Source organism: Bacillus sp. B1(2022) (assembly GCF_040259625.1).
GTDB classification, from domain to species: domain Bacteria; phylum Bacillota; class Bacilli; order Bacillales; family Bacillaceae; genus Bacillus; species Bacillus velezensis.
Genome location: NZ_JANIFO010000017.1, coordinates 1 through 24041 on the forward strand (window position 1 = coordinate 1; position 24041 = coordinate 24041).

Consider the following 24041-nt stretch of genomic DNA (forward strand, 5'->3'; position numbering starts at 1 on the left):
TATATTATGGTAAAGGCAGCTCATCATGAGTTGCCTTTTTTGTTTTTGAATAAAAACAAAACAAACACCGAAATACGGAAACGCCCATATACTAATTGCAAACTTCAAAAAGGTCCAAATTGTGTATACAATCAACAACTTAAGGGAAGGCTATTCATACGGAGGTGGGCAAAATGAATGAAACGTCCAGCCATGAAGAAACATGTATTGTGTGTGAAACCAAAAAAAGCAGGGGAATCCATATTTATACGAAATTTATATGTTTAGAGTGTGAGAAGAAAGTAGTTTCCACTCCGACCTCTGATCCAAATTATGAATTTTTCGTTCGTAAACTGAAAAGCCTTCATACACCGACGTTATATTCTTAACCCTGAAAAGGGTCTTTTTTTTGCCTGAAATCAGAGGAGTTTTTACACTTTTTATAAAAGAACTGATACGATAAGAAGAGGAACTTGTTTAGACTAGGAGTCGATCAAGTATGAAACCGTTTATTCAATATATGAAATGGACGCTTTGCGGCAGCACAGTTTTTGTATTAGCGGGGATAACCTTCTTTACGATAGGGCATCAGCCTTTTTTGTATTCGTTTTTATACGGGGCAGCCAGCGGAGCCGCAGCCAGTGCGGCCGGACTATGGAATGCGAAGCGTCTCTTTTTAAAAAAACACCGGCTGACAAGAAAAGAATATGCTTATATCAAGGAAAATCTTGAGGAAGCAAAGGGTAAAATCATCCGATTACGCAGGGCGCTTTTTCGCTCTAAAAGTATACAAATGCTGAAGCAGAATGCAGAGATACTGCGGATAACCCGACGAATATATCTGCTCACAAAGCAGGAGCCGAAGCGTTTTTATCAGGCAGAGCGTTTCTATTATCAAACGCTTGATTCTGTTGCGGAACTGACGGAAAAGTATGCTCTGCTCTCCTCACAGCCGCGAAAAAATAAAGATTTATCAATGTCCTTGAGTGAGACGAGGATGACTCTGGCAGAGCTCTCCAGAAGGCTGGAAGAGGATCTTCATGAACTGATGAAGGAGGACATCGACGACCTGCACTTTGAATTAGATATGGCAAAGCATTCACTGAGAAAATAAGAAAGGAAGAAGGAAATGGCCAAAGACCGTTCCGACGACAGCATGGGCGCCCAAAATGACCAGACCCCTCTAAAGCATGCAGATACGCTGCCGGAAGAAAAAAGAGAGGCGGCACTTCAGCTCGCTGAAAAACTGGACCCTGAGAACATGCAAAGCATTGTTCTGTTTGGTTCACAGGCGCAGGCGAATCTTCTGGAATTTTCCCATACGATGATAGAGCACGTGCAAAGAAAAGATGCAGGAGAGATGGGACAAATATTGGCTGATCTGATGATGAAGCTTGACCAGGTAAACCCTGATGATCTGCAGATGAAGAACAAAGGGTTTTTCGCCCGGCTGTTTAAAAGGGTATCCGGTTCTGTGCAGGAAGTGCTTTCGAAATATCAAAAGACAAGTGTGCAGATTGACCGTATCAGCAGAAGGCTGGAACATTCTAAAAATGTGCTGTTGAGTGACAATAAATTGTTAGATCAGCTGTACGCCCAAAATAAACAATACTTTTCTGATTTAACTATGTATATAGCAGCGGGGGAATTAAAATTAGATGAGCTGAAAACAAAGATGATACCCGAAGCGGCAAGAAAAGCCGAATTACAAGAACACAATCAAATGGCCGCGCAGGAAGTGAATGATCTTCGCCAGTTTGCCAACCGTCTGGATAAGAGGGTGCATGATCTGCTGCTGAGCAGGCAGATTACGCTTCAGAGTGCGCCGCAAATCCGCCTGATTCAAAACACGAATCAGGCACTGGCAGAGAAAATTCAGTCCTCCATTGTTACGGCTATTCCTTTATGGAAGAATCAAGTCGCCATCGCGCTGACGCTTATGAGGCAGCGGAGTGCGGCAGATGTGCAGCAGAAGGCGGCGGATACGACAAATCAATTGCTGCTGAAAAACGCTGAACTTCTGAAAACAAGTACAGTCGAGACCGCGAAAGCCAATGAGCGCGGACTTGTTGAGGCAGAAACCCTCAAAAAAGTGCAGGAAAGCTTAGTCAGCACACTTGAAGAAATCATGTCTATTCAAGAAGAAGGCAGGATGAAACGCAGGCTTGCCGAGAAGGAGCTTGTTATCATGGAAGGCGATTTAAAAAAGAAGCTGCTTGATATGAGGTCCGGCCGGGATAACGGCTAGATGGCAAAAAGTCTTAGCTTTAAGTTGGCTCGCAGGCACGATATAATAAGAAAGACAGGCAAAGGATTTGTTTAAAAATGGACACACCTTTATATACAGCGCTGATGAAGCATGCGCACCGAAATACGTATTCTTTTCATGTTCCGGGACATCACAATGGAGATGTCTTTTTTGATGAAGCCAAATCTGTATATCAATCTCTTTTATCTATTGATATGACTGAGATCACGGGTCTTGATGACTTGCATCACCCGACGGGGGTCATTAAGGAAGCGCAGGATTTGGTGAGCAGATTTTACGGCTCTCAGGAAAGTTTCTTTCTCGTCAATGGAACGACCGCCGGCAATCTGGCGATGATTTTAGCTGTTTGTGAACCGGGTGAACCCATTCTGATCCAGCGTAATTGTCACAAGTCTGTTTTCCATGCGGCGGCATTGGCCGGAGCCAAGCCGGTTTATTTGGCGCCGGAAATCGATGAAAACATGCATGTGCCGGCACATGTATCCCTTTCAGTCATCGAAAAAGCGCTGGCGTCATATCCGAAGGCGAAAGGACTTGTTCTGACCAATCCGACTTACTACGGACACGCCGCCGATTTGACCGCGGCAGTTAACAAAGCCCATTCATACGGCGTTCCTGTACTGGTGGATGAGGCTCATGGGGCTCACTTTGTGTTAGGCCAGCCTTTCCCGCCTTCATCATTGGCTATGGGGGCAGACGCCGTTGTTCAATCGGCTCACAAAACACTTCCAGCTATGACGATGGGGTCTTACTTTCATTTGAACAGCACCAGAATTGACAGAGATCGATTAACTTATTATGTAAGCAGTTTGCAAAGCAGCAGCCCGTCATACCCGATTATGGCATCTTTAGATACGGCGCGCGCTTATGTGCAGGATATTGCTGAAAAAGGGACACTTCCCGTTCATATGGAGCGCATTGAGAAAATCAAACGAAAGTTCGCATCAATTTCTTCTATTGAAATAATCGAGCCTTCCGGATATGGGCTGCGGGCGGACCCGTTAAAATTAATTCTTCGGTCAAAGCTCGGACATTCCGGCTATTCATTACAACGGATTTTGGAGAGTGAAGGCATTGTTGCCGAGCTGGCTGACGAGTACCAAGTATTGCTCGTACTGCCGATAGGCGGCCGGCGGATGATAGAACAGGCAACCGTAAGAAACATACAGCAGAAACTGGAGGATACACCGCCCGATAAATTGCCGGATGCCGTGAATTGGACATTTCCGTCCATTTCGACACTTGAATATCCGCAAAATGAGATGCGGAAGTTTACAAAAGAGCCTGCAGATATAAATAAGGCGGCCGGGCGCTTGCATGCGGGCAACATTATTCCTTATCCGCCGGGAATTCCGCTGATCATGGACGGAGAACGGATAACAGAAGAGATCGTACAAAAGCTTTCCCGTTTAATCGGCATGGACGCGCATATTCAAGGCTTGTTAAACGGGGAACAATTACTTGTCTATATAGAAGAGGAGAAATCATGAGCGGTTTATTTATAACATTTGAAGGTCCTGAAGGTGCAGGGAAAACGACTGTGCTTCAGGAAATGAAAGAGATTCTGTCGGCAGAGGGGCTCCCGGTGACAGCGACAAGAGAACCGGGCGGCATCGACATTGCGGAACAGATCAGAGAAGTGATCTTAAATAAAAACAATACACTGATGGATGCAAAAACGGAGGCGCTGCTTTACGCTGCGGCGAGAAGACAGCATTTAGTCGAAAAGGTGCAGCCTGCATTGAAAGAAGGCCGCATTGTGCTGTGCGATCGTTTCATCGACAGTTCGCTGGCTTACCAAGGCTATGCGAGAGGGCTCGGCATTGATGAAGTCCTTTCTATTAACCAGTTTGCAATCGGCGATACGATGCCTGATGTCACCATCTATTTTTCTATTGAGCCGGAAGAAGGGTTGAAACGGATTACGTCGAATGATTCAAGAGAGAAGAATCGTCTCGATCTTGAGGCCCTGCACTTTCACACGAAAGTACGGGAAGGATACCAAAAGGTAATGCAGCGTTTTCCGGAAAGATTCCATACAATCGACGCATCGAAAAAGAAGGAACTCGTCATTCAGGACGCACTTCAAGTGATAAATGAAGCATTGAAAAAAATTCAGTTGTGACCTGTTTCTCATAAGTTGCTATAATGAATGTAACGATAATGTTCTTTCCAACCTAAAGGGGGCCTAGAGAATGAAACTAATAGTGGCAGTGGTGCAGGATCAGGACAGCAACAGGCTTTTGAAAGTATTAACCGACCACAACTTCAGGGTGACGAAGCTTGCGACAACAGGCGGATTCCTTAAATCAGGCAATACGACGTTTATGATCGGGGTGGAAGATATCCGTGTCGATAAAGCGCTCAGCCTCATTAAAGAGAATGGCTGTAAACGTGATCAGATGATTGCCCCGGTATCCCCGATGGGCGGGAATGCGGATTCCTACGTTCCATATCCCGTCGAAGTGGAAGTCGGCGGAGCGACGGTCTTTGTCCTCCCGGTCGATGAATTTCATCAATTTTAAGGATTTGACGACGTGAAAATAAATTCTGACTTACGTACATTTATTGAGAAAAAGCAGCAGCCTGCTTATAAAGCGGCAGAGCTTTCCGGAACATTTAAAAGTTCAATGGACAGCCAAAGCAGCAAGCTGAAATTTGATCAGCTGAGCAGGTTCTTAACGGATATAGAAACGTTCGGGAAAAGGCTGACGAAGTCGAGAAACTTCAAAGACTTAGCGAAATTCAAAGGATTGGTAAAACGTTTTGTAAAAGAGGCCGTAGACAGCGGATTATCGCATGAGACGGAGAAAAGCTTTGACCTGTACGGCAGCAGCCGGACTCTGGGGCTTGTGAAAGAAATAGATGAAAAACTGCTTCAGCTGACGGAAGAAATGTTAGATCAGGAAAAACCGGCAATTGATTTGCTGGATCGAATCGGAGAAATAAAAGGTTTATTGATTAACCTTTACACATAGAGAGTGATACAATGGCAATATCATGGAAGGAAATGACCGGGCAGCAGCCCAGAGTGATGCGGCTTTTGCATAACAGCATTGAAAAGAAAAGGCTTTCTCACGCATATCTGTTTGAAGGCAAAAAAGGAACGGGCAAATTGGATGCCGCACTGCTTCTCGCAAAAAGCTTTTTTTGCCTTGAAGACGGGACTGAGCCTTGCGGGGAGTGCCGGAACTGTAAGCGTATTGAATCCGGAAACCATCCCGACCTGCATGTGGTTCAGCCCGACGGATTATCCATTAAAAAGGCTCAGATCCAATCGCTTCAGGAAGAGTTTTCCAAAACAGGACTGGAATCGCATAAAAAGCTGTACATTATATCCCATGCGGATCAAATGACGACAAATGCAGCAAACAGTCTGCTGAAATTTTTAGAGGAGCCGAGTCAAGATACCATCGCAATTCTTATTACTGAGCAGCTCCACCGAATACTGGATACCATCGTTTCGAGATGTCAGGTTCTTCCGTTCCAGCCGCTTCAGCCGAAAGCCATAGAAGAAAGACTGATTGAACAGGAAGTGAGCCCTCACATGGCCCGGCTCTTAGCAAATATGACAAATAATATTGCGGAAGCAGTCGAATTAAGTCGAAATGATGAGTTTGCAGAGTCCAGAGCGAAAGTGATAAAATTGTATGAAGTCTTACATCAGCGGAAAGGACATGCCTTTTTCTTCATTCAGGATCAGTGGGTGCCCTTTTTCAAAGAAAAAACCCATCAAGAAATGGGTCTTGATATGCTCTTATTGATATACCGTGATGTATTATCCATCCAAATTGGAAATGAAGATAAACTGATTTATCAAGACTTATTCCAATCAATAAAACAGCATGCGCTGCAATTTACACAACAAAGCGTTACGAACCAAATTCTCGCTGTTTTAGAAGCAAAAAAACGGCTTCATTCCAATGTGAATGTGCAGGGATTAATGGAGCACTTGGTGTTAACGTTGCAGGAGGGATAAGCTTGTACAACGTAATAGGCGTCCGCTTTAAAAAAGCGGGGAAAATTTATTATTTTGATCCGAACGGATTTGATATAGAACAAGACAGCTGCGTCATTGTTGAAACCGTAAGAGGTGTCGAATACGGGCAGGTTGTCATCGCAAATAAACAAGTGGACGAGCATGATGTTGTGCTTCCGCTTCGAAAGGTCATACGCGTTGCTGATGAACGCGATCTTCTCATTGTAGAAGAAAACAAACAGGAGGCCCTGTCCGCTTTTGAAGTCTGTCAGAAAAAAGTGGCTGACCACGGCTTAGATATGAAGCTGGTTGATGTTGAGTTTACATTTGACCGCAATAAAGTCATTTTTTACTTTACAGCAGACGGACGGGTTGATTTCAGGGAATTGGTCAAAGACTTGGCTTCTATCTTTAAAACGAGAATCGAATTGCGCCAAATCGGGGTGAGGGACGAGGCGAAAATGCTCGGCGGTATCGGACCATGCGGGAGAATGCTTTGCTGCTCCACGTTCCTCGGTGATTTTGAACCGGTGTCCATCAAAATGGCGAAGGATCAAAATTTATCGTTGAACCCAACGAAGATTTCCGGTCTGTGCGGCCGTTTGATGTGCTGTTTGAAGTACGAAAATGATGAGTATGAGACGGCAAAAGAACAGCTGCCGGATTTAGGCGAAATGATTACGACGGCAAACGGCCCCGCAAAGGTTGTCGGTCTTAATATTCTGGAACGGGTGCTTCAGGTGGAACTGAAGAATCGTGAAAAAGTGATAGAATATACTTGGGAAGAGCTCTTGGAAGAGGGCGTCGTATCCGCACAAACCACAGATTAACGAGGTGTGGAACCTTGGATAAAAAAGAGTTATTTGATACTGTCATAAACCTGGAGGAACAAATCGGTTCGCTGTACCGTCAGCTGGGTGACTTAAAGCAGCATATCGGCGAAATGATTGAAGAGAATCACCATCTTCAGCTTGAAAATAAGCATTTGCGTAAGCGGCTTGATGACACGACAGAGCAAATTGAAAAATTCAAAGCCGATCAGAAAGAAACAAAAACACAGAAGGCAGAGCAGAGTGATATAGGAGAAGGGTACGACAATCTGGCCCGGCTGTATCAAGAAGGCTTTCATATTTGCAACGTCCATTATGGGAGCGTCCGCAAGGGAGATTGCCTTTTTTGTCTGTCCTTCTTAAATAAAAAATAAGGAAAAGGCTTCCGCTGATGTCGGAAGCCTTTTTCAAAGAGTGCCGAAAGGAATAAGATTATGGTTTCATTACGTGATGATGAAAGATTGGATTACTTATTAGCAGAGGATATGAAAATAGTACAGAGTCCGACGGTTTTCGCTTTTTCATTAGATGCCGTGCTGCTGTCTAAGTTTGCATACGTTCCGATTCAAAAGGGGAACATCGTTGATTTATGCACGGGGAACGGCATTGTGCCGCTTTTGCTCAGCACAAGGTCAAAAGCCGATATCACCGGGGTTGAAATTCAGGAACGCTTGTATGATATGGCGCTCCGAAGCGTGGAATACAACGGGCTGGGCGGTCAGATCAGTCTCATTCATGATGATCTGAAAAATATGCCGGAAAGACTCGGACATAATAAATATGATGTTGTCACCTGCAATCCGCCTTATTTTAAAACACCGAAAGAGGCGGAGCAGAACCTGAACGAGCATCTCAGAATCGCAAGGCACGAAATCCTTTGCACGCTTGAAGATGTGATTTCCGTCAGCAGCAAACTGCTGAAGCAAGGCGGAAAAGCGGCTCTCGTTCATCGGCCGGGGAGGCTTTTGGAAATCTTTGAATTAATGAAAGCGTACCGAATAGAACCGAAACGGGTTCAGTTTATTTATCCGAAACAAGGTAAAGAAGCGAATACCATTTTGGTTGAAGGAATTAAAGGCGGCCGCCCTGATCTCAAAATTCTTCCCCCGCTGTTCGTATACAATGAACAAAATGAATATACGAAAGAGATCCGCACGATTTTATATGGAGACAAATAGTCATTTCTTTTATGTGCTGCTGTGCAATGACAACAGTCTGTATGCCGGTTATACAAATGATCTGCAAAAACGGCTGAAAACCCACAATGAGGGAAAGGGCGCGAAATATACAAGGGCGAGAAGGCCGGTTTCGTTATGCCATGCGGAATCATTTGAAACAAAACGGGAAGCGATGCAGGCGGAATACCGTTTTAAACAGCTGACCCGAAAGAAAAAAGAGCAATATATAGAAGAAAAACGACGCAGCAAGGAGGCTGTATATGTTAAGACGCCAGATGAGTTTTAACGGAAAATCTGAAATGGGAACTCTGTACCTTGTTCCTACACCGATCGGCAATTTGGAGGACATGACCTTTCGTGCAGTAGAGACGCTGAAATCGGCCGATGTCATAGCTGCCGAAGATACGAGACAGACGAAAAAGCTGTGCCATGTTTATGATATAGAAACATCTCTCATCAGCTATCATGAACATAATAAAGAAAGCAGCGGCCATAAAATCATTGAATGGCTGAAAAGCGGAAAGAATGTGGCATTGGTCAGTGATGCCGGCATGCCGACAATTTCCGACCCGGGGGCTGAGATTGTGAGAGATTTCACCCAAATCGGCGGATATGTCGTTCCGCTCCCGGGTGCTAATGCGGCATTAACCGCGCTGACCGCATCAGGCATCACCCCGCAGCCGTTTTTCTTCTACGGATTTTTAAACAGACAGAAAAAAGAAAAGAAGAAAGAACTCGAACTCCTGAAAAAACGGCGGGAAACGATGATATTTTACGAAGCGCCGCACAGATTAAAAGAAACATTAACAGCAATGCATGACGTTTTGGGTAATCGAACCATCGCCGTCACGAGAGAATTAACGAAAAAGTACGAGGAATTCATCAGAGGAACCATCGCCGAGGTGATGGAATGGGCAAATGAAGATCAAATCCGCGGTGAGTTCTGTCTCGTTGTCGAAGGCAATCAAGGCGCTGAACCGGATGAAGACGAAAAGCCTTGGTGGACGGAGCTTTCTGAGAAAGAGCATGTGGAGTATTACATAAACGAAGGAGCATCTTCCAAACAGGCCATAAAACAAACAGCGGTAGATCGGGGCGTTCCGAAACGCGCGGTTTATGACGCTTATCACATTCAATCATAAAAAAAACCGTTCTTGTATCGTAACAAGAACGGTTTTTGTATGAAATAGCTTATTTTTGGTTTTGAAGCTGGTTTTGAATTTCAGAGATGATTTGCTCAGCGCCTTCTTTGCTGAGTACCAATTTGCCGCCGGCAAGTTTAAGGTTATCATCAGAAACTTCACCAGTTACTTGGCAAGTCATGTTTGGTTTATATTTTTTAAGGATGATTTTTTCATCATCAACATAAATTTCAAGAGCGTCTTTTTCTGCGATGCCCAGTGTACGGCGAAGTTCGATAGGGATAACGACGCGTCCAAGTTCATCAACTTTACGTACGATACCAGTAGATTTCATTAACAGTCTCCTCCCGAGAGATAATTATTTTGTAGTTTATATTTTTCTTCGTCATTATTCGACAAAATTCCTTACATTCCTAGCATAACAAGGTTTCCAATAATCGTCAATCTTTTTGTTTACTATTGATTGTAAGAATTAGTTCTTATAGTAAGTAAAGCCTTGGAAATCCTGAAATAACAGGCTTTTTGACTGCTTTTTCGAACCTATTATCCTACTGAAAATCCTTTTAAATCAAGACTTTCGAACCAAGATGTTTTATATTAGTAGATTATATACGACAAATTTCGACATGTTAAGACTTTTTTTAATTTCAATAAAAATTTTTAATTTTATTTACTCTTTTACGCGCAGTACGTATATATCCTTGATCTTAAAGGCTAAGATGGTATCATAGATAGAGGACAAATATCAATATTGTATATCAAATAAAACCGCTCTCGTCCTTTGGGCGTGAGCTTTTCGACATTCTGAATGGGAGGTTGCAACATGCCGCAAGACAATAATACTTTTTATATTACAACCCCGATATATTATCCGAGCGGAAAATTACATATCGGCCATGCTTATACTACCGTGGCCGGCGATGCGATGGCGCGTTACAAAAGATTAAAAGGATTTGACGTACGCTACTTAACCGGAACGGATGAGCACGGACAGAAAATCCAGCAGAAAGCGGAGGAAGAGAATATCACGCCTCAAGCTTATGTGGATCGTGCAGTTGCTGAAATCCAAAAACTATGGAAGCAGCTCGACATTTCTCACGATGATTTCATCCGGACGACGGAAAGCCGGCACAAAGAAATTATCGAGAAAGTGTTTCAAAAACTTCTTGATAATGATGACATTTACCTGGATGAGTATGAGGGCTGGTACAGCATCCCTGATGAAACATTCTATACGGAAACACAGCTGGTGGATGTGGAAAGAAATGAGAAGGGTGAGGTTGTCGGCGGAAAAAGCCCGGACAGCGGCCATCCGGTCGAATTAATCAAAGAGGAGTCATACTTCTTCCGCATGAGCAAATACGCAGACCGCCTGCTGAAGTTTTATGAGGAAAATCCTTCTTTCATCCAGCCTGAATCACGCAAAAATGAAATGATTAACAACTTCATTAAACCGGGGCTTGAAGATTTGGCCGTTTCCAGAACGACGTTCGACTGGGGCGTAAAAGTGCCGGGAAATCCGAAGCATGTCGTGTATGTATGGATTGACGCACTGTTCAACTATATTACAGCGCTCGGTTACGATACGGAAAATGATGAGCTTTACAAAAAGTACTGGCCGGCTGACGTCCACCTTGTCGGTAAAGAAATTGTCCGTTTTCATACCATTTACTGGCCGATTATGCTGATGGCGCTTGATCTCCCGCTGCCTAAGCAAGTCTTCGCGCATGGCTGGTTATTGATGAAAAACGGAAAAATGTCGAAATCAAAAGGAAATGTCGTTGATCCGGTAACGTTAATTGAACGCTACGGCTTGGATGAACTTCGCTATTACCTGCTTCGCGAAGTACCGTTCGGTTCAGACGGTGTCTTTACGCCGGAAGGTTTCGTAGAACGGATTAATTATGACTTGGCGAACGACTTAGGAAACCTTCTGAATCGTACAGTCGCGATGATCCAAAAATATTTTGACGGCGAGATTGGTTCATATGAAGGAAATGTGACCGATTTTGATTCAGAGCTTTCTTCTGTAGCCGGTGAAACGGTTAAAGCTTATGAAAAGGCAATGGAAAACATGGAGTTTTCAGTCGCTTTATCAACGCTATGGCAATTAATCAGCCGTACGAACAAGTATATTGATGAAACTGCTCCGTGGGTGCTTGCTAAAGATCAGGAAAAAGAAAAAGAATTACGTTCTGTCATGTATCATTTAGCTGAATCTTTACGTATCTCAGCCGTATTGCTCCAGCCTTTCTTGACACAAACGCCTGAAAAAATGTTTGCCCAGCTCGGAGTTGAGGATCAGTCTCTTAAAGCATGGGACAGCATTCAGACATTCGGCCAATTGAAGAACGCGAAAGTGAAAAAAGGGGAACCGCTTTTCCCTCGTCTTGAAGCTGAAGAGGAAGTAGCTTACATCAAGCAAAAAATGCAAGGAACTGCTCCTGCTAAAGAAGAAAAGGCGGAAGAGCCGCAAGAAGCAGAGCGTCTTCCTGAAATTACGTTTGATCAATTTATGGATACAGAACTTCGCGTCGCAGAAGTCTTGTCCGCAGAGCCGGTGAAAAAAGCAGATCGGCTGCTGAAATTGCAAATTGATCTGGGCTTTGAACAGCGCCAAGTTGTATCAGGTATCGCGAAGCATTACACACCGGATCAGCTTGTGGGAATGAAGATCATTTGTGTAACGAATCTAAAACCGGTAAAACTGAGAGGCGAGCTTTCTCAAGGAATGATACTGGCAGGAGAATCGGACGGCGTACTTAAAGTTGTAGCTGTCGACCAGTCATTACCGAAAGGCACTCGAATTAAATAATAGATGCAAAAGGTGTTTCACGTGTAACATTCCGTCGAACACCTTTTGTTTTTCAACAAGAAAGGAGTTTTTATGATGCTTTTTGATACACATGCGCACTTAAATGCCGAGCAATTTGACACAGACTTAGAGGAAGTCATTGCGCGTGCAAAGGCTGAAAAAGTTGAACGGATCGTCGTTGTCGGATTCGACAAACCCACTATCACGCGTGCGATGGAGCTGATTGAGGAATATGACTTTATATACGCTGCGATCGGCTGGCATCCGGTAGACGCAATTGACATGACAGAGGAAGATTTATCATGGATTAAGGGACTGTCCTCTCACGAAAAAGTCGTGGCAATCGGAGAGATGGGCCTTGATTATCATTGGGATAAATCACCAAAAGACGTTCAGAAAGAAGTATTCCGGAAACAAATCGCTCTCGCCAAAGAAGTGAACCTTCCAATTATCATTCATAATCGTGATGCAACGGAAGATGTTGTCACGATTTTGAAAGAAGAGGGGGCGGAAGAAGTCGGCGGTATTATGCACTGCTTTACGGGGAGCGCGGAGGTTGCGCGGCAGTGTATGGATATGAATTTTTATATTTCATTCGGCGGACCGGTTACCTTCAAAAATGCGAAGAAACCAAAAGAAGTAGCAAAGGAAATTCCGAATGACCGTTTGCTGATTGAAACTGACTGTCCTTTCCTGACACCGCATCCTTTCCGCGGTAAACGAAATGAGCCAAGCTACGTAAAATATGTTGCTGAACAGCTCGCTGAATTAAAAGGGCTGACATATGAAGAAATTGCCTCAATTACAACCGAAAACGCAAAAAGACTTTTCCGCATAAACTGACAGAATGCGCTGTCGTAACGTGTAAAGGCTTGTCCGATTCAGTGGATATGTAAAACGGTTCTACAAGCTTCCTTCTCTTCATAAGATAGGTTGTCGATATGTCTCTCTTCCTTTTTTTGCTTTGTTTTTGCATAATGAGGGATACGCTGAAGGTTTTTCATCTTCGAGATGGGAGGGTTGACAGCATTTTAGATACTCTATATAATCTCTCCGAGGAGAAGGAGGCGTTTTTCATCACACAAAAAATGAAAAAACTGTTTTCCGTAAAGCTTGGTAAAAGCAAGGTTATTCTTATTGCAGCTATTATTCTGCTGGGCGGAACCGGGACTGCATACGGGGCACATGAGCTCTCAAAACAATCAGTTTCTGTTTCTATCAACGGCAAGAAAAAGCAAATACGCACTCATGCAAAAACGGTTGGGGAACTTCTGGAAGATTTACATATAGAGACGAGAAATGAAGACCGGATTACCCCGTCTAAGCAGACAGCATTGGCAGACAACATGAATGTCGTGTATGAAGCTGCAAAGCAGATCCGTGTGACAAGAGGCGGAGAAGAAAAGACTTTATGGTCAACGGCAAAAACAGTCGGCGCATTTCTGAATGAACAGCATACACCTGTGAATCAGCACGATAAAATAGATCCAGCAGCAGATACGAAAGTGACAAACGGCATGAAAGTCACGGTCGACCCGGCTTTTCAGGTCACTGTAAATGATGCGGGAAAGAAAAAGAAAATATGGACGACTTCGACTACGGTCGCTGACTTTTTAACGCAGCATAAGATGGACATGAAAGACGAAGATAAAGTAAAACCGGCATTACACGAAAAGCTCACAAAAAATCAGGCCGGCATACAAATCACTCGTATCGAAAAAGTCACCGATGTAGTTGAGGAAAAAATAGCGTATCAAGTGAAAGAAAAAGAAGATGCGTCTCTCGACAGCGGGAAAGAAAAGATCGTTCAAAAAGGAAAAGAAGGCAAACTTAAAAAGCATTTTCATGTTGTCAAAGAAAATGGAAAAGAAGTTTCAAGAAAGCTTGTTAAAGAAGAAACATCTGAAAAAAGCAAAGATCAAATCATTGCGGTCGGCACAAAGCGGCACAGTCCCAAGATTGAGCAGCTCAGTGCACCTGTGAAGGCATCTTCTGGCGAAACCGGATCTTCCGGTAAAGTGATTACCGTGTCTTCCACGGCTTATACCGCAAGCTGCAGCGGCTGTTCCGGCCATACGGCTACAGGCGTTAACCTGACAAGCAATCCGAATGCCAAAGTCATTGCGGTAGACCCAAGCGTCATTCCGCTCGGCACAAGAGTCCACGTAGACGGATACGGGGATGCCGTGGCCGCTGATACAGGCTCAGCCATTAAAGGAAGACGGATTGATGTCTTTTTCCCTGAAAAATCTTCAGCTTACCGCTGGGGAAAGAAACAGGTCAAAATAAAAATCTTAAATTAATTCCGATTCACTCAGAGGGTTTTGCGCCCTCTGTTTTTTTCGTTATAATAGGTAAAGTGTATTTTCAGTATATTAGACGTGACATGTAAGCAAAGGTTTCGTTTTGGATATAAAAAGTTTTTTTGGAGGAAGTAATGAAAATTAAAGAAATTATTGTAGTCGAGGGACGCGATGACACTGCGCGCATAAAACTTGCCGTTGATGCGGATACGATCGAGACAAACGGTTCCGCAATCGGAGACGAAGTCATCAGACAGATTCGGCTGGCGCAGGAAACGAGAGGGGTCATCGTGCTGACGGACCCGGATTTTCCGGGGGAAAAGATCCGGAAAACCATTTCTGAAGCAGTACCCGGCTGTAAACACGCATTTCTGCCCAAACACCTTGCCAAACCGAAAAACAAGCGCGGCATTGGCGTTGAGCACGCATCCATTGAAAGCATCAGAGCATGTCTGGAAAATGTGCATGAAGAGATGGAGGCAAAGCCGAGTGAGATTTCAGCTGAAGATGTCATACAGGCCGGTCTGATCGGCGGACCGGCTGCCAAAAGACGCCGCGAACGATTGGGCGACCTGCTGAAGATCGGCTATACAAACGGCAAGCAGCTTCAAAAACGGCTGCAAATGTTTCAAATCAAAAGAAGTGATTTTATTGATGCGCTCGATGCTATGAGGCAGGAGGAACAGGATGAACAATAAAGATATCGCGACACCTATCAGAACGAAGGAAATTCTGAAAAAGTACGGTTTCTCTTTTAAAAAGAGTCTGGGACAGAATTTCTTAATTGATACAAATATATTGGACAGAATTGTGGACCATGCGGAAATTACGGATCGGACCGGAGTCATTGAAATCGGGCCCGGAATCGGCGCGCTGACAGAGCAGCTTGCCAAACGGGCGAAAAAGGTCGTCGCGTTTGAAATTGATCAGCGCCTGCTGCCCATTCTCAATGATACGCTGTCTCCATATGACAATGTAACGATCATTCATCAAGATGTGCTGAAAGCAGACGTCAAATCTGTCATTGAAGAGCAGTTTCAGGATTGTGATGAAATTATGGTGACGGCGAATCTCCCATATTATGTGACGACGCCGATCATCATGAAGCTCTTGGAAGAACATCTTCCGTTAAAAGGGATTGTCGTGATGCTGCAAAAAGAGGTCGCTGAGCGGATGGCCGCTGATCCTTCCTCTAAGGAGTACGGATCGCTTTCCATTGCGGTTCAGTTCTATACGGAGGCCAAAACCGTCATGACAGTCCCGAAAACGGTGTTTGTGCCTCAGCCTAATGTCGATTCCGCGGTTATCCGGCTTTTACTGCGTGACGGCCCGGCGGTTGACGTCGATAATGAACCGTTTTTCTTCCAGCTGATTAAAGCAAGCTTCGCACAGCGCCGGAAAACCTTGCTGAACAACCTTGTGAACAATCTTCCGGGCGGAAAAGAGAAAAAAGCTCAAATTGAAGAAGTTCTTCAAGAAACGAATATTGACGGAAAGCGGCGCGGTGAATCCCTGTCCATAGAAGAATTCGCGCTCCTGTCCAACGGATTGCATAAAGCCCTTTTCTAAGAGGGCTTTTTGTTTTGCGTCACCACTTGGACTGCCGCTACATAGGCTAGAGGAGAACCTTATTCATTCAACTGCAAGAAAAGCTTGAAACATCAAGCGCCGCAGCGGAAAGAGGTGTATTTGCCAAGACTTCTTTCATGATGAGGCTTAGTCTATTTGTGGAGTGGGTAACGTGCAATTTCAAATAGGAGATATGGTAGCCAGGAAATCCTATCAAATGGATGTTTTATTTCGCATTATCGGTATAGAGCAAACAAGCAACGGAAATTCAATTGCCATCCTGCATGGTGACGAAGTCAGATTGATTGCGGATGCTGATTTTTCTGATTTGGAGCCTGTCAGAAAAGACGAACAGGCCATGAGAAAGAAAAGAGATGAAAGCAGGATGAATGAATCTCTCGAGCTGCTCCGCCAGGATTATAAGCTGCTTCGGGAAAAACAGGAATATTATGCGACAAATCAATATCAGCATCAGGAGCACTACTTTCATATGCCCGGAAAGGTATTGCATCTGGACGGCGATGAGGCCTATTTGAAAAAGTGCCTGAACTTTTATGAAAAAATCGGTGTGCCGGTATACGGAATTCATTGCCATGAGAAAAAAATGCCGGCATCAATTGACGAGCTGCTTGATAAATACAGGCCGGATATTTTAGTCATCACCGGCCATGATGCATATTCCAAGCATAAGGGAGGCGTGAACGATTTAAGCGCCTACAGGCATTCCAAGCACTTTGTCGAAACCGTTCAAAAAGCGAGGCGTAAAGTCCCTCATTTGGATCAGCTGGTTATATTCGCGGGGGCCTGCCAATCTCATTTCGAGTCTTTAATCAGAGCAGGCGCGAATTTCGCAAGTTCTCCGTCACGCGTCAATATCCACGCGCTTGACCCGGTATATATTGTCGCGAAAATCAGCTTCACCCCGTTTATGGAGCGGATCAATGTATGGGATGTCCTGAGAAATACGCTGACGAGAGAGAAAGGGCTGGGAGGAATTGAAACGAAGGGTGTGCTGCGTGTCGGTATGCCGTATAAATCAAATGGATGAGTGATCAAACCCGCATATATTTCGCTATGCGGGTTAATTATTTTACATATTGATACATAAATTTCCGGAACTTGTGAAAAATAACGCAGAAATCAATAGAATTTTGTCAAAATAATTTTGTTGACAATGACTTATTAACGTTGATATAATTTAAATTTTATTTGACAAAATTGGGCTCTTGTTGTACAATAAATGTAGTGAGGTGGATGCAATGGCGAAGACGTTGTCCGATATAAAAAGATCGCTTGATGGGAATTTAGGTAAACGGCTTACGTTAAAAGCAAACGGCGGCCGCCGAAAAACGATTGAGCGTTCGGGCATTTTAGCTGAGACGTACCCTTCTGTTTTTGTGATACAACTAGATCAAGACGAGAATTCGTTTGAAAGAGTTTCATACAGTTATGCTGATATTCTGACTGAGACTGTTGAATTGACATTCAATGACGATGCGGCAAGCTCAGTAGCATTTTAATGGGCAGTGAACCTTTTGTTTACTGCTTTTTGTTTTGCCTTCTAAAGCTCTTCTAATTATTCCCTCGAAAGTTTCAGCCGATTAAACGGAAGCTATAAGTGTCACATGTTTTATCGTGGCGTGCACGAATGGTGATCAATTCTATAAAAGGGGTTGTTTCGTTTGGGCAGACGTCGTGGAGTTATGTCAGATGAGTTCAAATATGAGTTGGCGAAGGACCTTGGTTTTTACGATACGGTGAAAAACGAGGGCTGGGGAGGCATTCGGGCGCGTGACGCCGGGAATATGGTAAAGCGCGCGATTGAGATTGCCGAACAGCAGATGGCGGCTCAGAACCAAAATAACCGATAATGCAGTGGCCCGGGGGACAATCCGTTCCCCGGTTTTTTCTATCGGCTGTCAAAACCGGCGTCAATTTCGGATAAGTACCTCCGGGTCTCCAAATGTGATACAATGTTCATACTTATGTTTAGATGGAGAAGTAGGTGAAAGCTATGCGTATTTTAGAAAAAGCGCCGGCCAAAATCAATCTGTCCCTCGATGTGACGAGTAAACGCCCGGATGGTTATCACGAAGTGGAGATGATCATGACGACAATTGATTTGGCAGATCGGATTGAACTGACAGAACTGCCCGAAAACGTTATCAGAGTGGCGTCGCATAATCGCTTTGTTCCGGATGATCAAAGGAATCTGGCTTATCAGGCAGCCAAACTGCTTAAAGAACGATTTCAAGTCAAAAAAGGCGTTTCCATTATGATTACAAAAGTGATCCCTGTAGCGGCAGGGCTTGCCGGCGGAAGCAGCGATGCGGCAGCCACGCTCAGAGGGCTGAACAGGCTTTGGGATTTAAAGCTTTCTGCCGAAGAGCTCGCGGAGCTTGGAGCTGAAATCGGTTCAGACGTGTCCTTCTGTGTATACGGGGGCACTGCCCTGGCAACCGGACGCGGTGAGAAGATCAGGCACATCAGTGCTCCGCCTCATTGCTGGGTCGTGCTTGCCAAACCGACGATCGGGGTATCGACTGCCGAAGTGTACCGCCGGCTGAACTTACAGCAGGTTCGGCATCCTGATGTGCAGGCGATGATTGACGCGATTGAAGAAAAAAGCTTCCAAAAGGTATGCGGACAATTAGGAAACGTATTGGAGTCGGTTACGCTCAGCCTCCATCCTGAGGTGGCGATGATTAAAAATCAAATGAAACGCTTCGGCGCTGATGCGGTGTTAATGAGCGGAAGCGGACCGACTGTATTCGGTTTGGTTCAATACGAATCGAAGGTGCAGCGGATTTATAACGGGTTAAGAGGTTTCTGTGATCAAGTGTACGCGGTGCGGATGATCGGCGAACAGAATGCTCTTGATTAAATCCGTATGTTAAGTTATATTATTTTTAAATTATTCGGATTTTGGGGGTAAGTTCATGAAGTTTCGTCGCAGCGGCAGATTGGTGGACTTAACAAATTATTTGTTAACCCATCCGCATGAATTAATACCGTTAACGTTTTTCTCAGAACGGTATCAATCAGCAAAGTCATCAATCAGTGAAGATTTAACGATTATTAAACAGACCTTTGAACAGCAAGGCATTGGGACGCTGCTTACAGTGCCGGGAGCTGCCGGAGGCGTCAAATACATTCCGAAAGTGAAACAGGCTGAAGCAGAAGCGTTTATACAGGAGCTGGGACAGTCTTTAGTAAATCCTGAGCGTATCCTTCCGGGCGGTTATGTATATTTAACGGATATCTTAGGAAAACCATCTGTCCTCTCTCATGTAGGCAGGCTTTTTGCTTCCGTTTTTGCGGAGCGGGAGATTGATGTGGTGATGACCGTTGCGACAAAAGGAATCCCTCTTGCTTACGCAGCGGCCAGTTATCTGAACGTTCCGGTTGTCATCGTGCGAAAAGACAATAAGGTGACGGAAGGCTCCACGGTGAGCATCAATTATGTATCAGGGTCGTCTAACCGCATTCAAACGATGTCGCTTGCGAAAAGAAGTTTGGCTACGGGTTCGAACGTTTTGATTATTGACGATTTTATGAAAGCCGGCGGCACCATTAACGGCATGATCAGCCTGCTTGATGAGTTTAACGCAAACGTTGCGGGAATAGGCGTCTTGGTTGAAGCCGAGGGAGTGAATGAACGGCTTGTCGATGAATACATGTCACTGCTCACGCTTTCAACCATCAATATGAAAGACAAAACGATTGAGATTCAAAACGGCAATTTTCTGCGATTTTTTAAAGAACAGCATTTAAAGAATGGGGAGACAGAAAAATGACAAAAGCAATCCATACAAAACACGCGCCGGCAGCGATCGGGCCATATTCACAGGGAATCATCGTAAACAACATGTTTTACAGCTCAGGCCAGATTCCTCTTACTGCTGAAGGAGAAATGGTAAACGGTGATATCACTGAACAAACGCATCAGGTGTTCAGCAATTTAAAAGCTGTGCTGAAAGAAGCGGGCGCTTCTCTCGAGACGGTTGTCAAAGCAACGGTGTTTATTGCTGATATGGAGCAGTTTGCGGAAGTGAATGAAGTGTACGGACAATACTTTGATGTACATAAGCCGGCAAGGTCTTGTGTGGAAGTGGCGAGACTGCCGAAAGACGCTCTCGTGGAAATTGAAGTCATTGCGCTGGTGAAATCTTAAATCTCAGGAAAGTGGTTCCGGTATTCGGGATCACTTTTTTTATGCAGTATATGATCCCCAAATATGGTTTATCACCTAATTGTGTATGTATATCCTATATTTTCAAAAAAACTTTTTGAAACGTGCAGGAATTTAAAAAGAATCGTGGAATTGTTAGACTAATGCTTTTATATAGGGAAAAGGTGGTGAACTACTGTGGAAGTTACTGACGTAAGATTACGCCGCGTGAATACCGATGGTCGCATGAGAGCGATTGCATCCATCACGCTGGATCACGAATTTGTCGTACATGATATTCGTGTGATTGATGGAAACAATGGTCTTTTCGTTGCGATGCCGAGTAAACGCACCCCTGATGGAGAATTCCGCGATATTGCTCATCCTATTAATTCCAGCACGCGGGGCAAGATCCAGGATGCTGTTTTAAATGAGTATCATCGTTTGGGTGATTCTGAAGCATTAGAATATGAAGAAGCCGGGGCTTCTTAAACATAACAAAATGTAAGGACTGCTGATAAAGGCTGACACAAGGCCTTTTCCGGCAGTCCTTTTTTAAATCTGATTTTTCAGTAATAAAGCGATTACATAGAAAATTCTTGCACTTTTTGATGTCTTCTTGAAATCAACAGCTATTTAGGATATATTTTTCTATGGATAAAAGGGATATTGGAGGCCATTAAATGGATAAGCGGTTTGCAGTGATTTTAGCTGCCGGAAAAGGAACGAGAATGAAATCGAAGCTTTACAAGGTCCTTCATCCGGTATGCGGAAAGCCTATGGTAGAGCACGTCGCAGACGAAGCTCTGAAATTATCTTTAGCGAAGCTTGTCACCATCGTAGGACACGGCGCCGAAGATGTGAAGAAGCAGCTCGGACAGAAAAGCGATTACGCTCTCCAAGCAGAACAGCTCGGTACGGCTCATGCGGTCAAACAGGCAAAACCATTTCTTCACGGAGAAAAGGGTGTCACGATCGTTATTTGCGGCGATACACCGCTTCTGACGGCGGAGACGATGGAAGCCATGCTGAATGAACATACAGACAAAGGTGCAAAAGCCACGGTGTTAACGGCCGTTGCCGACGATCCCGCCGGATACGGAAGAATCATCCGCAGTGAAGACGGCGCCGTTCAAAAAATCGTGGAGCACAAGGATGCTTCGGAGCAAGAACGTCTTGTGAAAGAAATCAACACGGGAACGTACTGTTTTGATAACGAGGCTCTTTTTCGTGTCATCGAACAGGTTTCGAATGAAAATGCCCAAGGCGAGTATTATCTGCCGGATGTGATCGAAATCCTCAAAGACGAAGGCGAAACTGTTGCCGCTTACCAGACTGGTAACTTCCAAGAGACGCTCGGAGTGAATGATAGAGTCGCTCTTTCTCAGGCTGAAATGTATATGAAAGAGCGTATTAACAAACGGCATATGCAGAACGGAGTCACTTTAATCGATCCGATGAATACGTACATCTCACCTGACGCACGTATCGGACAAGATACAGTTATTTATCCCGGAACTGTGTTAAAGGGACAAGCTGAAATCGGCGATGAATGTGTCATCGGCCCTCACACTGAGATAGAGGACAGCTCAATCGGCAGCCGCACTGTGATTAAACAATCCGTTGTCAATCGCAGCAAAGTTGGGAATGATGTAAATATCGGTCCTTTTGCTCACATCAGACCCGATTCCGCAATCGGCAATGAAGTGAAGATCGGAAACTTTGTTGAAATCAAGAAAACACAATTCGGCGACCGGAGCAAAGCATCTCATTTAAGCTATATCGGTGATGCCGAAGTGGGCACGGATGTGAATCTGGGCTGCGGCTCCATCACGGTCAATTATGATGGGAAGAAAAAGTATTTAACCAAAATTGAAGACGGCGCCTTTATTGGCTGCAACTCCAATCTGGTCGCTCCTGTTACAGTGGGAGAAGGCGCGTACGTCGCTGCGGGTTCAACCGTAACTGAAGATGTGCCGGGCGAAGCGCTTGCCATTGCCAGAGCAAGACAAGTAAATAAAGAAGATTATGTGAAAAACATTCATAAAAAATAATCCTAAAATCGGAGGTTTACCATGTCTAACGAATACGGAGATAAGAATTTAAAGATTTTTTCTTTGAATTCAAATCCAGAACTTGCAAAAGAAATCGCGGATAATGTAGGGGTTCAATTAGGAAAGTGCTCTGTTACAAGATTCAGTGACGGAGAGGTCCAGATCAACATAGAAGAAAGTATTCGCGGCTGTGATTGCTATATCATTCAGTCTACAAGTGCGCCGGTCAACGAGCACATCATGGAATTGCTGATTATGGTTGACGCTTTAAAGCGCGCTTCCGCGAAAACAATCAACATTGTCATTCCGTACTACGGTTATGCGCGCCAGGACAGAAAAGCAAGATCACGTGAACCGATTACGGCAAAACTTTTTGCAAACCTGCTTGAAACAGCGGGTGCGACACGCGTGATCGCGCTTGATTTACACGCGCCGCAAATTCAAGGTTTCTTTGATATTCCGATTGACCACTTAATGGGTGTTCCGATTTTAGGCCATTACTTTGAAGGTAAAGACTTGAAAGATATCGTTATTGTTTCTCCTGACCACGGCGGTGTGACGCGCGCCCGCAAACTTGCGGACCGTCTGAAAGCGCCGATCGCGATTATCGACAAACGCCGTCCTAGACCGAATGAGGTAGAAGTGATGAACATCGTCGGTAACGTGGAAGGTAAAACAGCGATTCTGATCGATGATATTATTGATACGGCAGGCACAATCACACTTGCCGCTAACGCGCTGGTTGAAAACGGAGCTGCAGAAGTGTATGCATGCTGTACGCACCCTGTACTGTCAGGTCCTGCCGTTGAGCGGATCAATAACTCTAAAATCAAGGAGCTTGTCGTAACGAACAGCATTAAGCTTCCTGATGAGAAAAAAATCGAACGCTTTAAGCAGCTTTCTGTCGGACCGCTTCTGGCTGAAGCGATTATCCGCGTTCACGAGAAACAATCTGTCAGCTATTTATTCAGCTAAACCGAAATTTTAAGGTTTAAATCCCAGTTATTGTGGGTATTGTTCTAATAGGACGATAAAACGATAATTAGGATGGTGCTGAATATGGCAACTTTAAAAGCAAATGAAAGAACAGATTTTAAACGTTCGACGCTTCGGAAAATCCGTCATTCAGGACATGTTCCAGGGATTATATACGGTAAAGAAATAACGAATACGCCTGTCTCTTTAGACAGTGTCGAATTGCTTAAAACATTGCGGGACGAAGGAAAAAACACGATTATCACAATTGATGTCAACGGAAATCAGCAATCGGTTATGGTGACTGATCTTCAGACAGACCCGCTCAAAAACGAATTGACGCACGCCGATTTTCAAGTCGTGAATATGAGTGAGGAGCTGGAGGCCGAGGTGCCGATTCAGCTGACGGGAGAGGCGAAGGGAGTCAAAGACGGAGGCGTCATCCAGCAGCCGCTGCATGAGCTTTCGATTAAGGCTAAGCCGAAGGACATCCCTCAGACAATCAATGTTGATATTTCCGGGCTTGAAATGAATGATGTGCTGACCATCGCAGATCTGACTGCTGACGGCAATTATACATTTACAAACGACCCGGAAGAAGTCGTGGCTTCCATCCTTCCTCCTAAGCAGGAAGCATTCGAAGAAGATGCAGAACCGTCTCCTGGGGAAGAGCCCGAAGGAGAAAATCAATAAGCGCTTTAAGACGTAACCCGCCCGAGGTTACGTCTTTTGTGCTAGAATGAGAAGAATTACAGCGATGTTGAGGGAGGGTTTACG

At 44.5% G+C, this 24041-nt stretch carries 29 protein-coding genes; 28 read left to right on the forward strand and 1 reads right to left on the reverse strand.

What is annotated here, in order from left to right; genetic code table 11:
* Window positions 1-173 precede the first annotated feature (173 nt).
* From NQS30_RS20480 to rsmI, 13 genes are all read left to right on the forward strand, one after another.
* Entirely contained in the window at window positions 174-368 is a 195-nt protein-coding gene (locus NQS30_RS20480; protein WP_007409914.1) for a sigma factor G inhibitor Gin, read from the forward strand.
* 110 nt (window positions 369-478) lie between these two features.
* Complete coding sequence (locus NQS30_RS20485; RefSeq protein ID WP_043020650.1) at window positions 479-1093, forward strand: 5-bromo-4-chloroindolyl phosphate hydrolysis family protein; 615 nt, start codon at window positions 479-481, stop codon at window positions 1091-1093.
* Between the two features lie 42 nt (window positions 1094-1135).
* Entirely contained in the window at window positions 1136-2227 is a 1092-nt protein-coding gene (locus NQS30_RS20490; protein WP_371136940.1) for a toxic anion resistance protein, read from the forward strand.
* 77 nt (window positions 2228-2304) lie between these two features.
* Window positions 2305-3738, forward strand: a complete 1434-nt coding sequence (locus NQS30_RS20495) for an aminotransferase class I/II-fold pyridoxal phosphate-dependent enzyme (RefSeq protein WP_099566352.1) — start codon at window positions 2305-2307, stop codon at window positions 3736-3738.
* The gene (gene tmk / locus NQS30_RS20500; RefSeq protein WP_007409918.1) at window positions 3735-4373 is read left to right on the forward strand and encodes a dTMP kinase; all 639 of its coding nucleotides are present in this window, start codon (window positions 3735-3737) and stop codon (window positions 4371-4373) included. Before NQS30_RS20495 ends, tmk begins: the two co-directional genes overlap by 4 nt.
* A gap of 70 nt (window positions 4374-4443) precedes the next feature.
* Window positions 4444-4773: a cyclic di-AMP receptor DarA gene (darA, locus tag NQS30_RS20505; RefSeq protein WP_004264734.1), complete on the forward strand. Its 330-nt coding sequence runs from the start codon at window positions 4444-4446 to the stop codon at window positions 4771-4773.
* Window positions 4774-4785: 12 nt separating this feature from the next.
* Window positions 4786-5226 (forward strand): YaaR family protein, encoded by a 441-nt coding sequence (locus NQS30_RS20510; RefSeq protein ID WP_004264730.1) that lies wholly within the window; start codon window positions 4786-4788, stop codon window positions 5224-5226.
* An 11-nt stretch (window positions 5227-5237) separates the two neighbouring features.
* Window positions 5238-6227 carry a DNA polymerase III subunit delta' gene (gene holB / locus NQS30_RS20515; RefSeq protein ID WP_007409919.1) on the forward strand — a complete coding sequence of 330 codons (990 nt, stop codon included), beginning with the start codon at window positions 5238-5240 and terminating at the stop codon, window positions 6225-6227.
* Window positions 6228-6229: 2 nt separating this feature from the next.
* Window positions 6230-7057, forward strand: a complete 828-nt coding sequence (gene ricT, locus NQS30_RS20520; RefSeq protein WP_004264723.1) for a competence/sporulation regulator complex protein RicT — start codon at window positions 6230-6232, stop codon at window positions 7055-7057.
* A 14-nt stretch (window positions 7058-7071) separates the two neighbouring features.
* A complete protein-coding gene (gene yabA, locus NQS30_RS20525; protein ID WP_004264720.1) occupies window positions 7072-7431 on the forward strand; it encodes a replication initiation-control protein YabA in 360 nt (119 codons plus the stop codon).
* A gap of 60 nt (window positions 7432-7491) precedes the next feature.
* Window positions 7492-8235 (forward strand): tRNA1(Val) (adenine(37)-N6)-methyltransferase, encoded by a 744-nt coding sequence (locus NQS30_RS20530; protein WP_004264717.1) that lies wholly within the window; start codon window positions 7492-7494, stop codon window positions 8233-8235.
* Window positions 8222-8521: a GIY-YIG nuclease family protein gene (locus tag NQS30_RS20535; protein ID WP_007409921.1), complete on the forward strand. Its 300-nt coding sequence runs from the start codon at window positions 8222-8224 to the stop codon at window positions 8519-8521. Before NQS30_RS20530 ends, NQS30_RS20535 begins: the two co-directional genes overlap by 14 nt.
* Entirely contained in the window at window positions 8496-9377 is an 882-nt protein-coding gene (rsmI, locus tag NQS30_RS20540) for a 16S rRNA (cytidine(1402)-2'-O)-methyltransferase (RefSeq protein ID WP_122503654.1), read from the forward strand. Before NQS30_RS20535 ends, rsmI begins: the two co-directional genes overlap by 26 nt.
* 49 nt (window positions 9378-9426) lie before the next feature.
* On the opposite strand, the gene abrB is transcribed toward rsmI, so the two are convergent.
* Window positions 9427-9717, reverse strand: coding sequence for a transition state genes transcriptional regulator AbrB (abrB, locus tag NQS30_RS20545; RefSeq protein WP_169510469.1), 291 nt, complete (start codon window positions 9715-9717; stop codon window positions 9427-9429).
* A 483-nt stretch (window positions 9718-10200) separates the two neighbouring features.
* On the opposite strand from abrB, the gene metG reads away from it, so the two are divergent.
* The 15 genes from metG to NQS30_RS20620 all read left to right on the forward strand — a co-directional run bounded on the left by metG (window position 10201) and on the right by NQS30_RS20620 (window position 23957).
* Entirely contained in the window at window positions 10201-12192 is a 1992-nt protein-coding gene (metG, locus tag NQS30_RS20550; RefSeq protein ID WP_218791441.1) for a methionine--tRNA ligase, read from the forward strand.
* 75 nt (window positions 12193-12267) lie between these two features.
* Complete coding sequence (locus NQS30_RS20555; RefSeq protein ID WP_015239022.1) at window positions 12268-13035, forward strand: TatD family hydrolase; 768 nt, start codon at window positions 12268-12270, stop codon at window positions 13033-13035.
* A 134-nt stretch (window positions 13036-13169) separates the two neighbouring features.
* Window positions 13170-14495: a resuscitation-promoting factor gene (locus NQS30_RS20560; protein WP_023356663.1), complete on the forward strand. Its 1326-nt coding sequence runs from the start codon at window positions 13170-13172 to the stop codon at window positions 14493-14495.
* 134 nt (window positions 14496-14629) lie between these two features.
* Entirely contained in the window at window positions 14630-15193 is a 564-nt protein-coding gene (gene rnmV / locus NQS30_RS20565) for a ribonuclease M5 (protein WP_004264696.1), read from the forward strand.
* Window positions 15183-16064 carry a 16S rRNA (adenine(1518)-N(6)/adenine(1519)-N(6))-dimethyltransferase RsmA gene (rsmA, locus tag NQS30_RS20570; protein ID WP_004264694.1) on the forward strand — a complete coding sequence of 294 codons (882 nt, stop codon included), beginning with the start codon at window positions 15183-15185 and terminating at the stop codon, window positions 16062-16064. Before rnmV ends, rsmA begins: the two co-directional genes overlap by 11 nt.
* A 172-nt stretch (window positions 16065-16236) precedes the next feature.
* Entirely contained in the window at window positions 16237-17112 is an 876-nt protein-coding gene (gene yabG / locus NQS30_RS20575; RefSeq protein WP_025284083.1) for a sporulation peptidase YabG, read from the forward strand.
* 211 nt (window positions 17113-17323) lie between these two features.
* Window positions 17324-17584, forward strand: a complete 261-nt coding sequence (gene veg, locus NQS30_RS20580) for a biofilm formation stimulator Veg (protein WP_003218330.1) — start codon at window positions 17324-17326, stop codon at window positions 17582-17584.
* Window positions 17585-17746: 162 nt separating this feature from the next.
* Entirely contained in the window at window positions 17747-17935 is a 189-nt protein-coding gene (locus NQS30_RS20585; protein WP_011996172.1) for a small, acid-soluble spore protein, alpha/beta type, read from the forward strand.
* 143 nt (window positions 17936-18078) lie between these two features.
* Window positions 18079-18948, forward strand: a complete 870-nt coding sequence (gene ispE / locus NQS30_RS20590) for a 4-(cytidine 5'-diphospho)-2-C-methyl-D-erythritol kinase (RefSeq protein ID WP_015239024.1) — start codon at window positions 18079-18081, stop codon at window positions 18946-18948.
* Between the two features lie 55 nt (window positions 18949-19003).
* Window positions 19004-19861 (forward strand): pur operon repressor, encoded by an 858-nt coding sequence (purR, locus tag NQS30_RS20595; protein ID WP_004264666.1) that lies wholly within the window; start codon window positions 19004-19006, stop codon window positions 19859-19861.
* Window positions 19858-20238 carry a 2-iminobutanoate/2-iminopropanoate deaminase gene (gene ridA, locus NQS30_RS20600; RefSeq protein ID WP_004264663.1) on the forward strand — a complete coding sequence of 127 codons (381 nt, stop codon included), beginning with the start codon at window positions 19858-19860 and terminating at the stop codon, window positions 20236-20238. Before purR ends, ridA begins: the two co-directional genes overlap by 4 nt.
* 195 nt (window positions 20239-20433) lie before the next feature.
* Window positions 20434-20727, forward strand: coding sequence for a septation regulator SpoVG (spoVG, locus tag NQS30_RS20605; RefSeq protein ID WP_004264660.1), 294 nt, complete (start codon window positions 20434-20436; stop codon window positions 20725-20727).
* A 191-nt stretch (window positions 20728-20918) separates the two neighbouring features.
* A complete protein-coding gene (glmU, locus tag NQS30_RS20610; protein ID WP_004264658.1) occupies window positions 20919-22289 on the forward strand; it encodes a bifunctional UDP-N-acetylglucosamine diphosphorylase/glucosamine-1-phosphate N-acetyltransferase GlmU in 1371 nt (456 codons plus the stop codon).
* A 21-nt stretch (window positions 22290-22310) separates the two neighbouring features.
* On the forward strand, window positions 22311-23264 hold the full coding sequence (locus NQS30_RS20615) for a ribose-phosphate diphosphokinase (RefSeq protein ID WP_007409928.1): 954 nt from the start codon (window positions 22311-22313) through the stop codon (window positions 23262-23264).
* Between the two features lie 84 nt (window positions 23265-23348).
* Window positions 23349-23957 carry a 50S ribosomal protein L25/general stress protein Ctc gene (locus NQS30_RS20620; RefSeq protein ID WP_011996173.1) on the forward strand — a complete coding sequence of 203 codons (609 nt, stop codon included), beginning with the start codon at window positions 23349-23351 and terminating at the stop codon, window positions 23955-23957.
* Window positions 23958-24041: the final 84 nt, after the last annotated feature.

What these genes read in the sequence shown, in the direction of transcription:
- NQS30_RS20480 (WP_007409914.1), top strand. Translation starts at nt 174, where the DNA reads ATGAATGAAACGTCCAGCCATGAAGAAACATGTATTGTGTGTGAAACC.
- NQS30_RS20485 (WP_043020650.1), top strand. Translation starts at nt 479, where the DNA reads ATGAAACCGTTTATTCAATATATGAAATGGACGCTTTGCGGCAGCACA.
- NQS30_RS20490 (WP_371136940.1), top strand. Translation starts at nt 1,136, where the DNA reads ATGGGCGCCCAAAATGACCAGACCCCTCTAAAGCATGCAGATACGCTG.
- NQS30_RS20495 (WP_099566352.1), top strand. Translation starts at nt 2,305, where the DNA reads ATGGACACACCTTTATATACAGCGCTGATGAAGCATGCGCACCGAAAT.
- tmk (WP_007409918.1), top strand. Translation starts at nt 3,735, where the DNA reads ATGAGCGGTTTATTTATAACATTTGAAGGTCCTGAAGGTGCAGGGAAA.
- darA (WP_004264734.1), top strand. Translation starts at nt 4,444, where the DNA reads ATGAAACTAATAGTGGCAGTGGTGCAGGATCAGGACAGCAACAGGCTT.
- holB (WP_007409919.1), top strand. Translation starts at nt 5,238, where the DNA reads ATGGCAATATCATGGAAGGAAATGACCGGGCAGCAGCCCAGAGTGATG.
- NQS30_RS20530 (WP_004264717.1), top strand. Translation starts at nt 7,492, where the DNA reads ATGGTTTCATTACGTGATGATGAAAGATTGGATTACTTATTAGCAGAG.
- NQS30_RS20535 (WP_007409921.1), top strand. Translation starts at nt 8,222, where the DNA reads ATGGAGACAAATAGTCATTTCTTTTATGTGCTGCTGTGCAATGACAAC.
- rsmI (WP_122503654.1), top strand. Translation starts at nt 8,496, where the DNA reads ATGTTAAGACGCCAGATGAGTTTTAACGGAAAATCTGAAATGGGAACT.
- metG (WP_218791441.1), top strand. Translation starts at nt 10,201, where the DNA reads ATGCCGCAAGACAATAATACTTTTTATATTACAACCCCGATATATTAT.
- NQS30_RS20555 (WP_015239022.1), top strand. Translation starts at nt 12,268, where the DNA reads ATGCTTTTTGATACACATGCGCACTTAAATGCCGAGCAATTTGACACA.
- NQS30_RS20560 (WP_023356663.1), top strand. Translation starts at nt 13,170, where the DNA reads ATGAGGGATACGCTGAAGGTTTTTCATCTTCGAGATGGGAGGGTTGAC.
- rnmV (WP_004264696.1), top strand. Translation starts at nt 14,630, where the DNA reads ATGAAAATTAAAGAAATTATTGTAGTCGAGGGACGCGATGACACTGCG.
- rsmA (WP_004264694.1), top strand. Translation starts at nt 15,183, where the DNA reads ATGAACAATAAAGATATCGCGACACCTATCAGAACGAAGGAAATTCTG.
- veg (WP_003218330.1), top strand. Translation starts at nt 17,324, where the DNA reads ATGGCGAAGACGTTGTCCGATATAAAAAGATCGCTTGATGGGAATTTA.
- ispE (WP_015239024.1), top strand. Translation starts at nt 18,079, where the DNA reads ATGCGTATTTTAGAAAAAGCGCCGGCCAAAATCAATCTGTCCCTCGAT.
- purR (WP_004264666.1), top strand. Translation starts at nt 19,004, where the DNA reads ATGAAGTTTCGTCGCAGCGGCAGATTGGTGGACTTAACAAATTATTTG.
- ridA (WP_004264663.1), top strand. Translation starts at nt 19,858, where the DNA reads ATGACAAAAGCAATCCATACAAAACACGCGCCGGCAGCGATCGGGCCA.
- glmU (WP_004264658.1), top strand. Translation starts at nt 20,919, where the DNA reads ATGGATAAGCGGTTTGCAGTGATTTTAGCTGCCGGAAAAGGAACGAGA.
- NQS30_RS20615 (WP_007409928.1), top strand. Translation starts at nt 22,311, where the DNA reads ATGTCTAACGAATACGGAGATAAGAATTTAAAGATTTTTTCTTTGAAT.
- NQS30_RS20620 (WP_011996173.1), top strand. Translation starts at nt 23,349, where the DNA reads ATGGCAACTTTAAAAGCAAATGAAAGAACAGATTTTAAACGTTCGACG.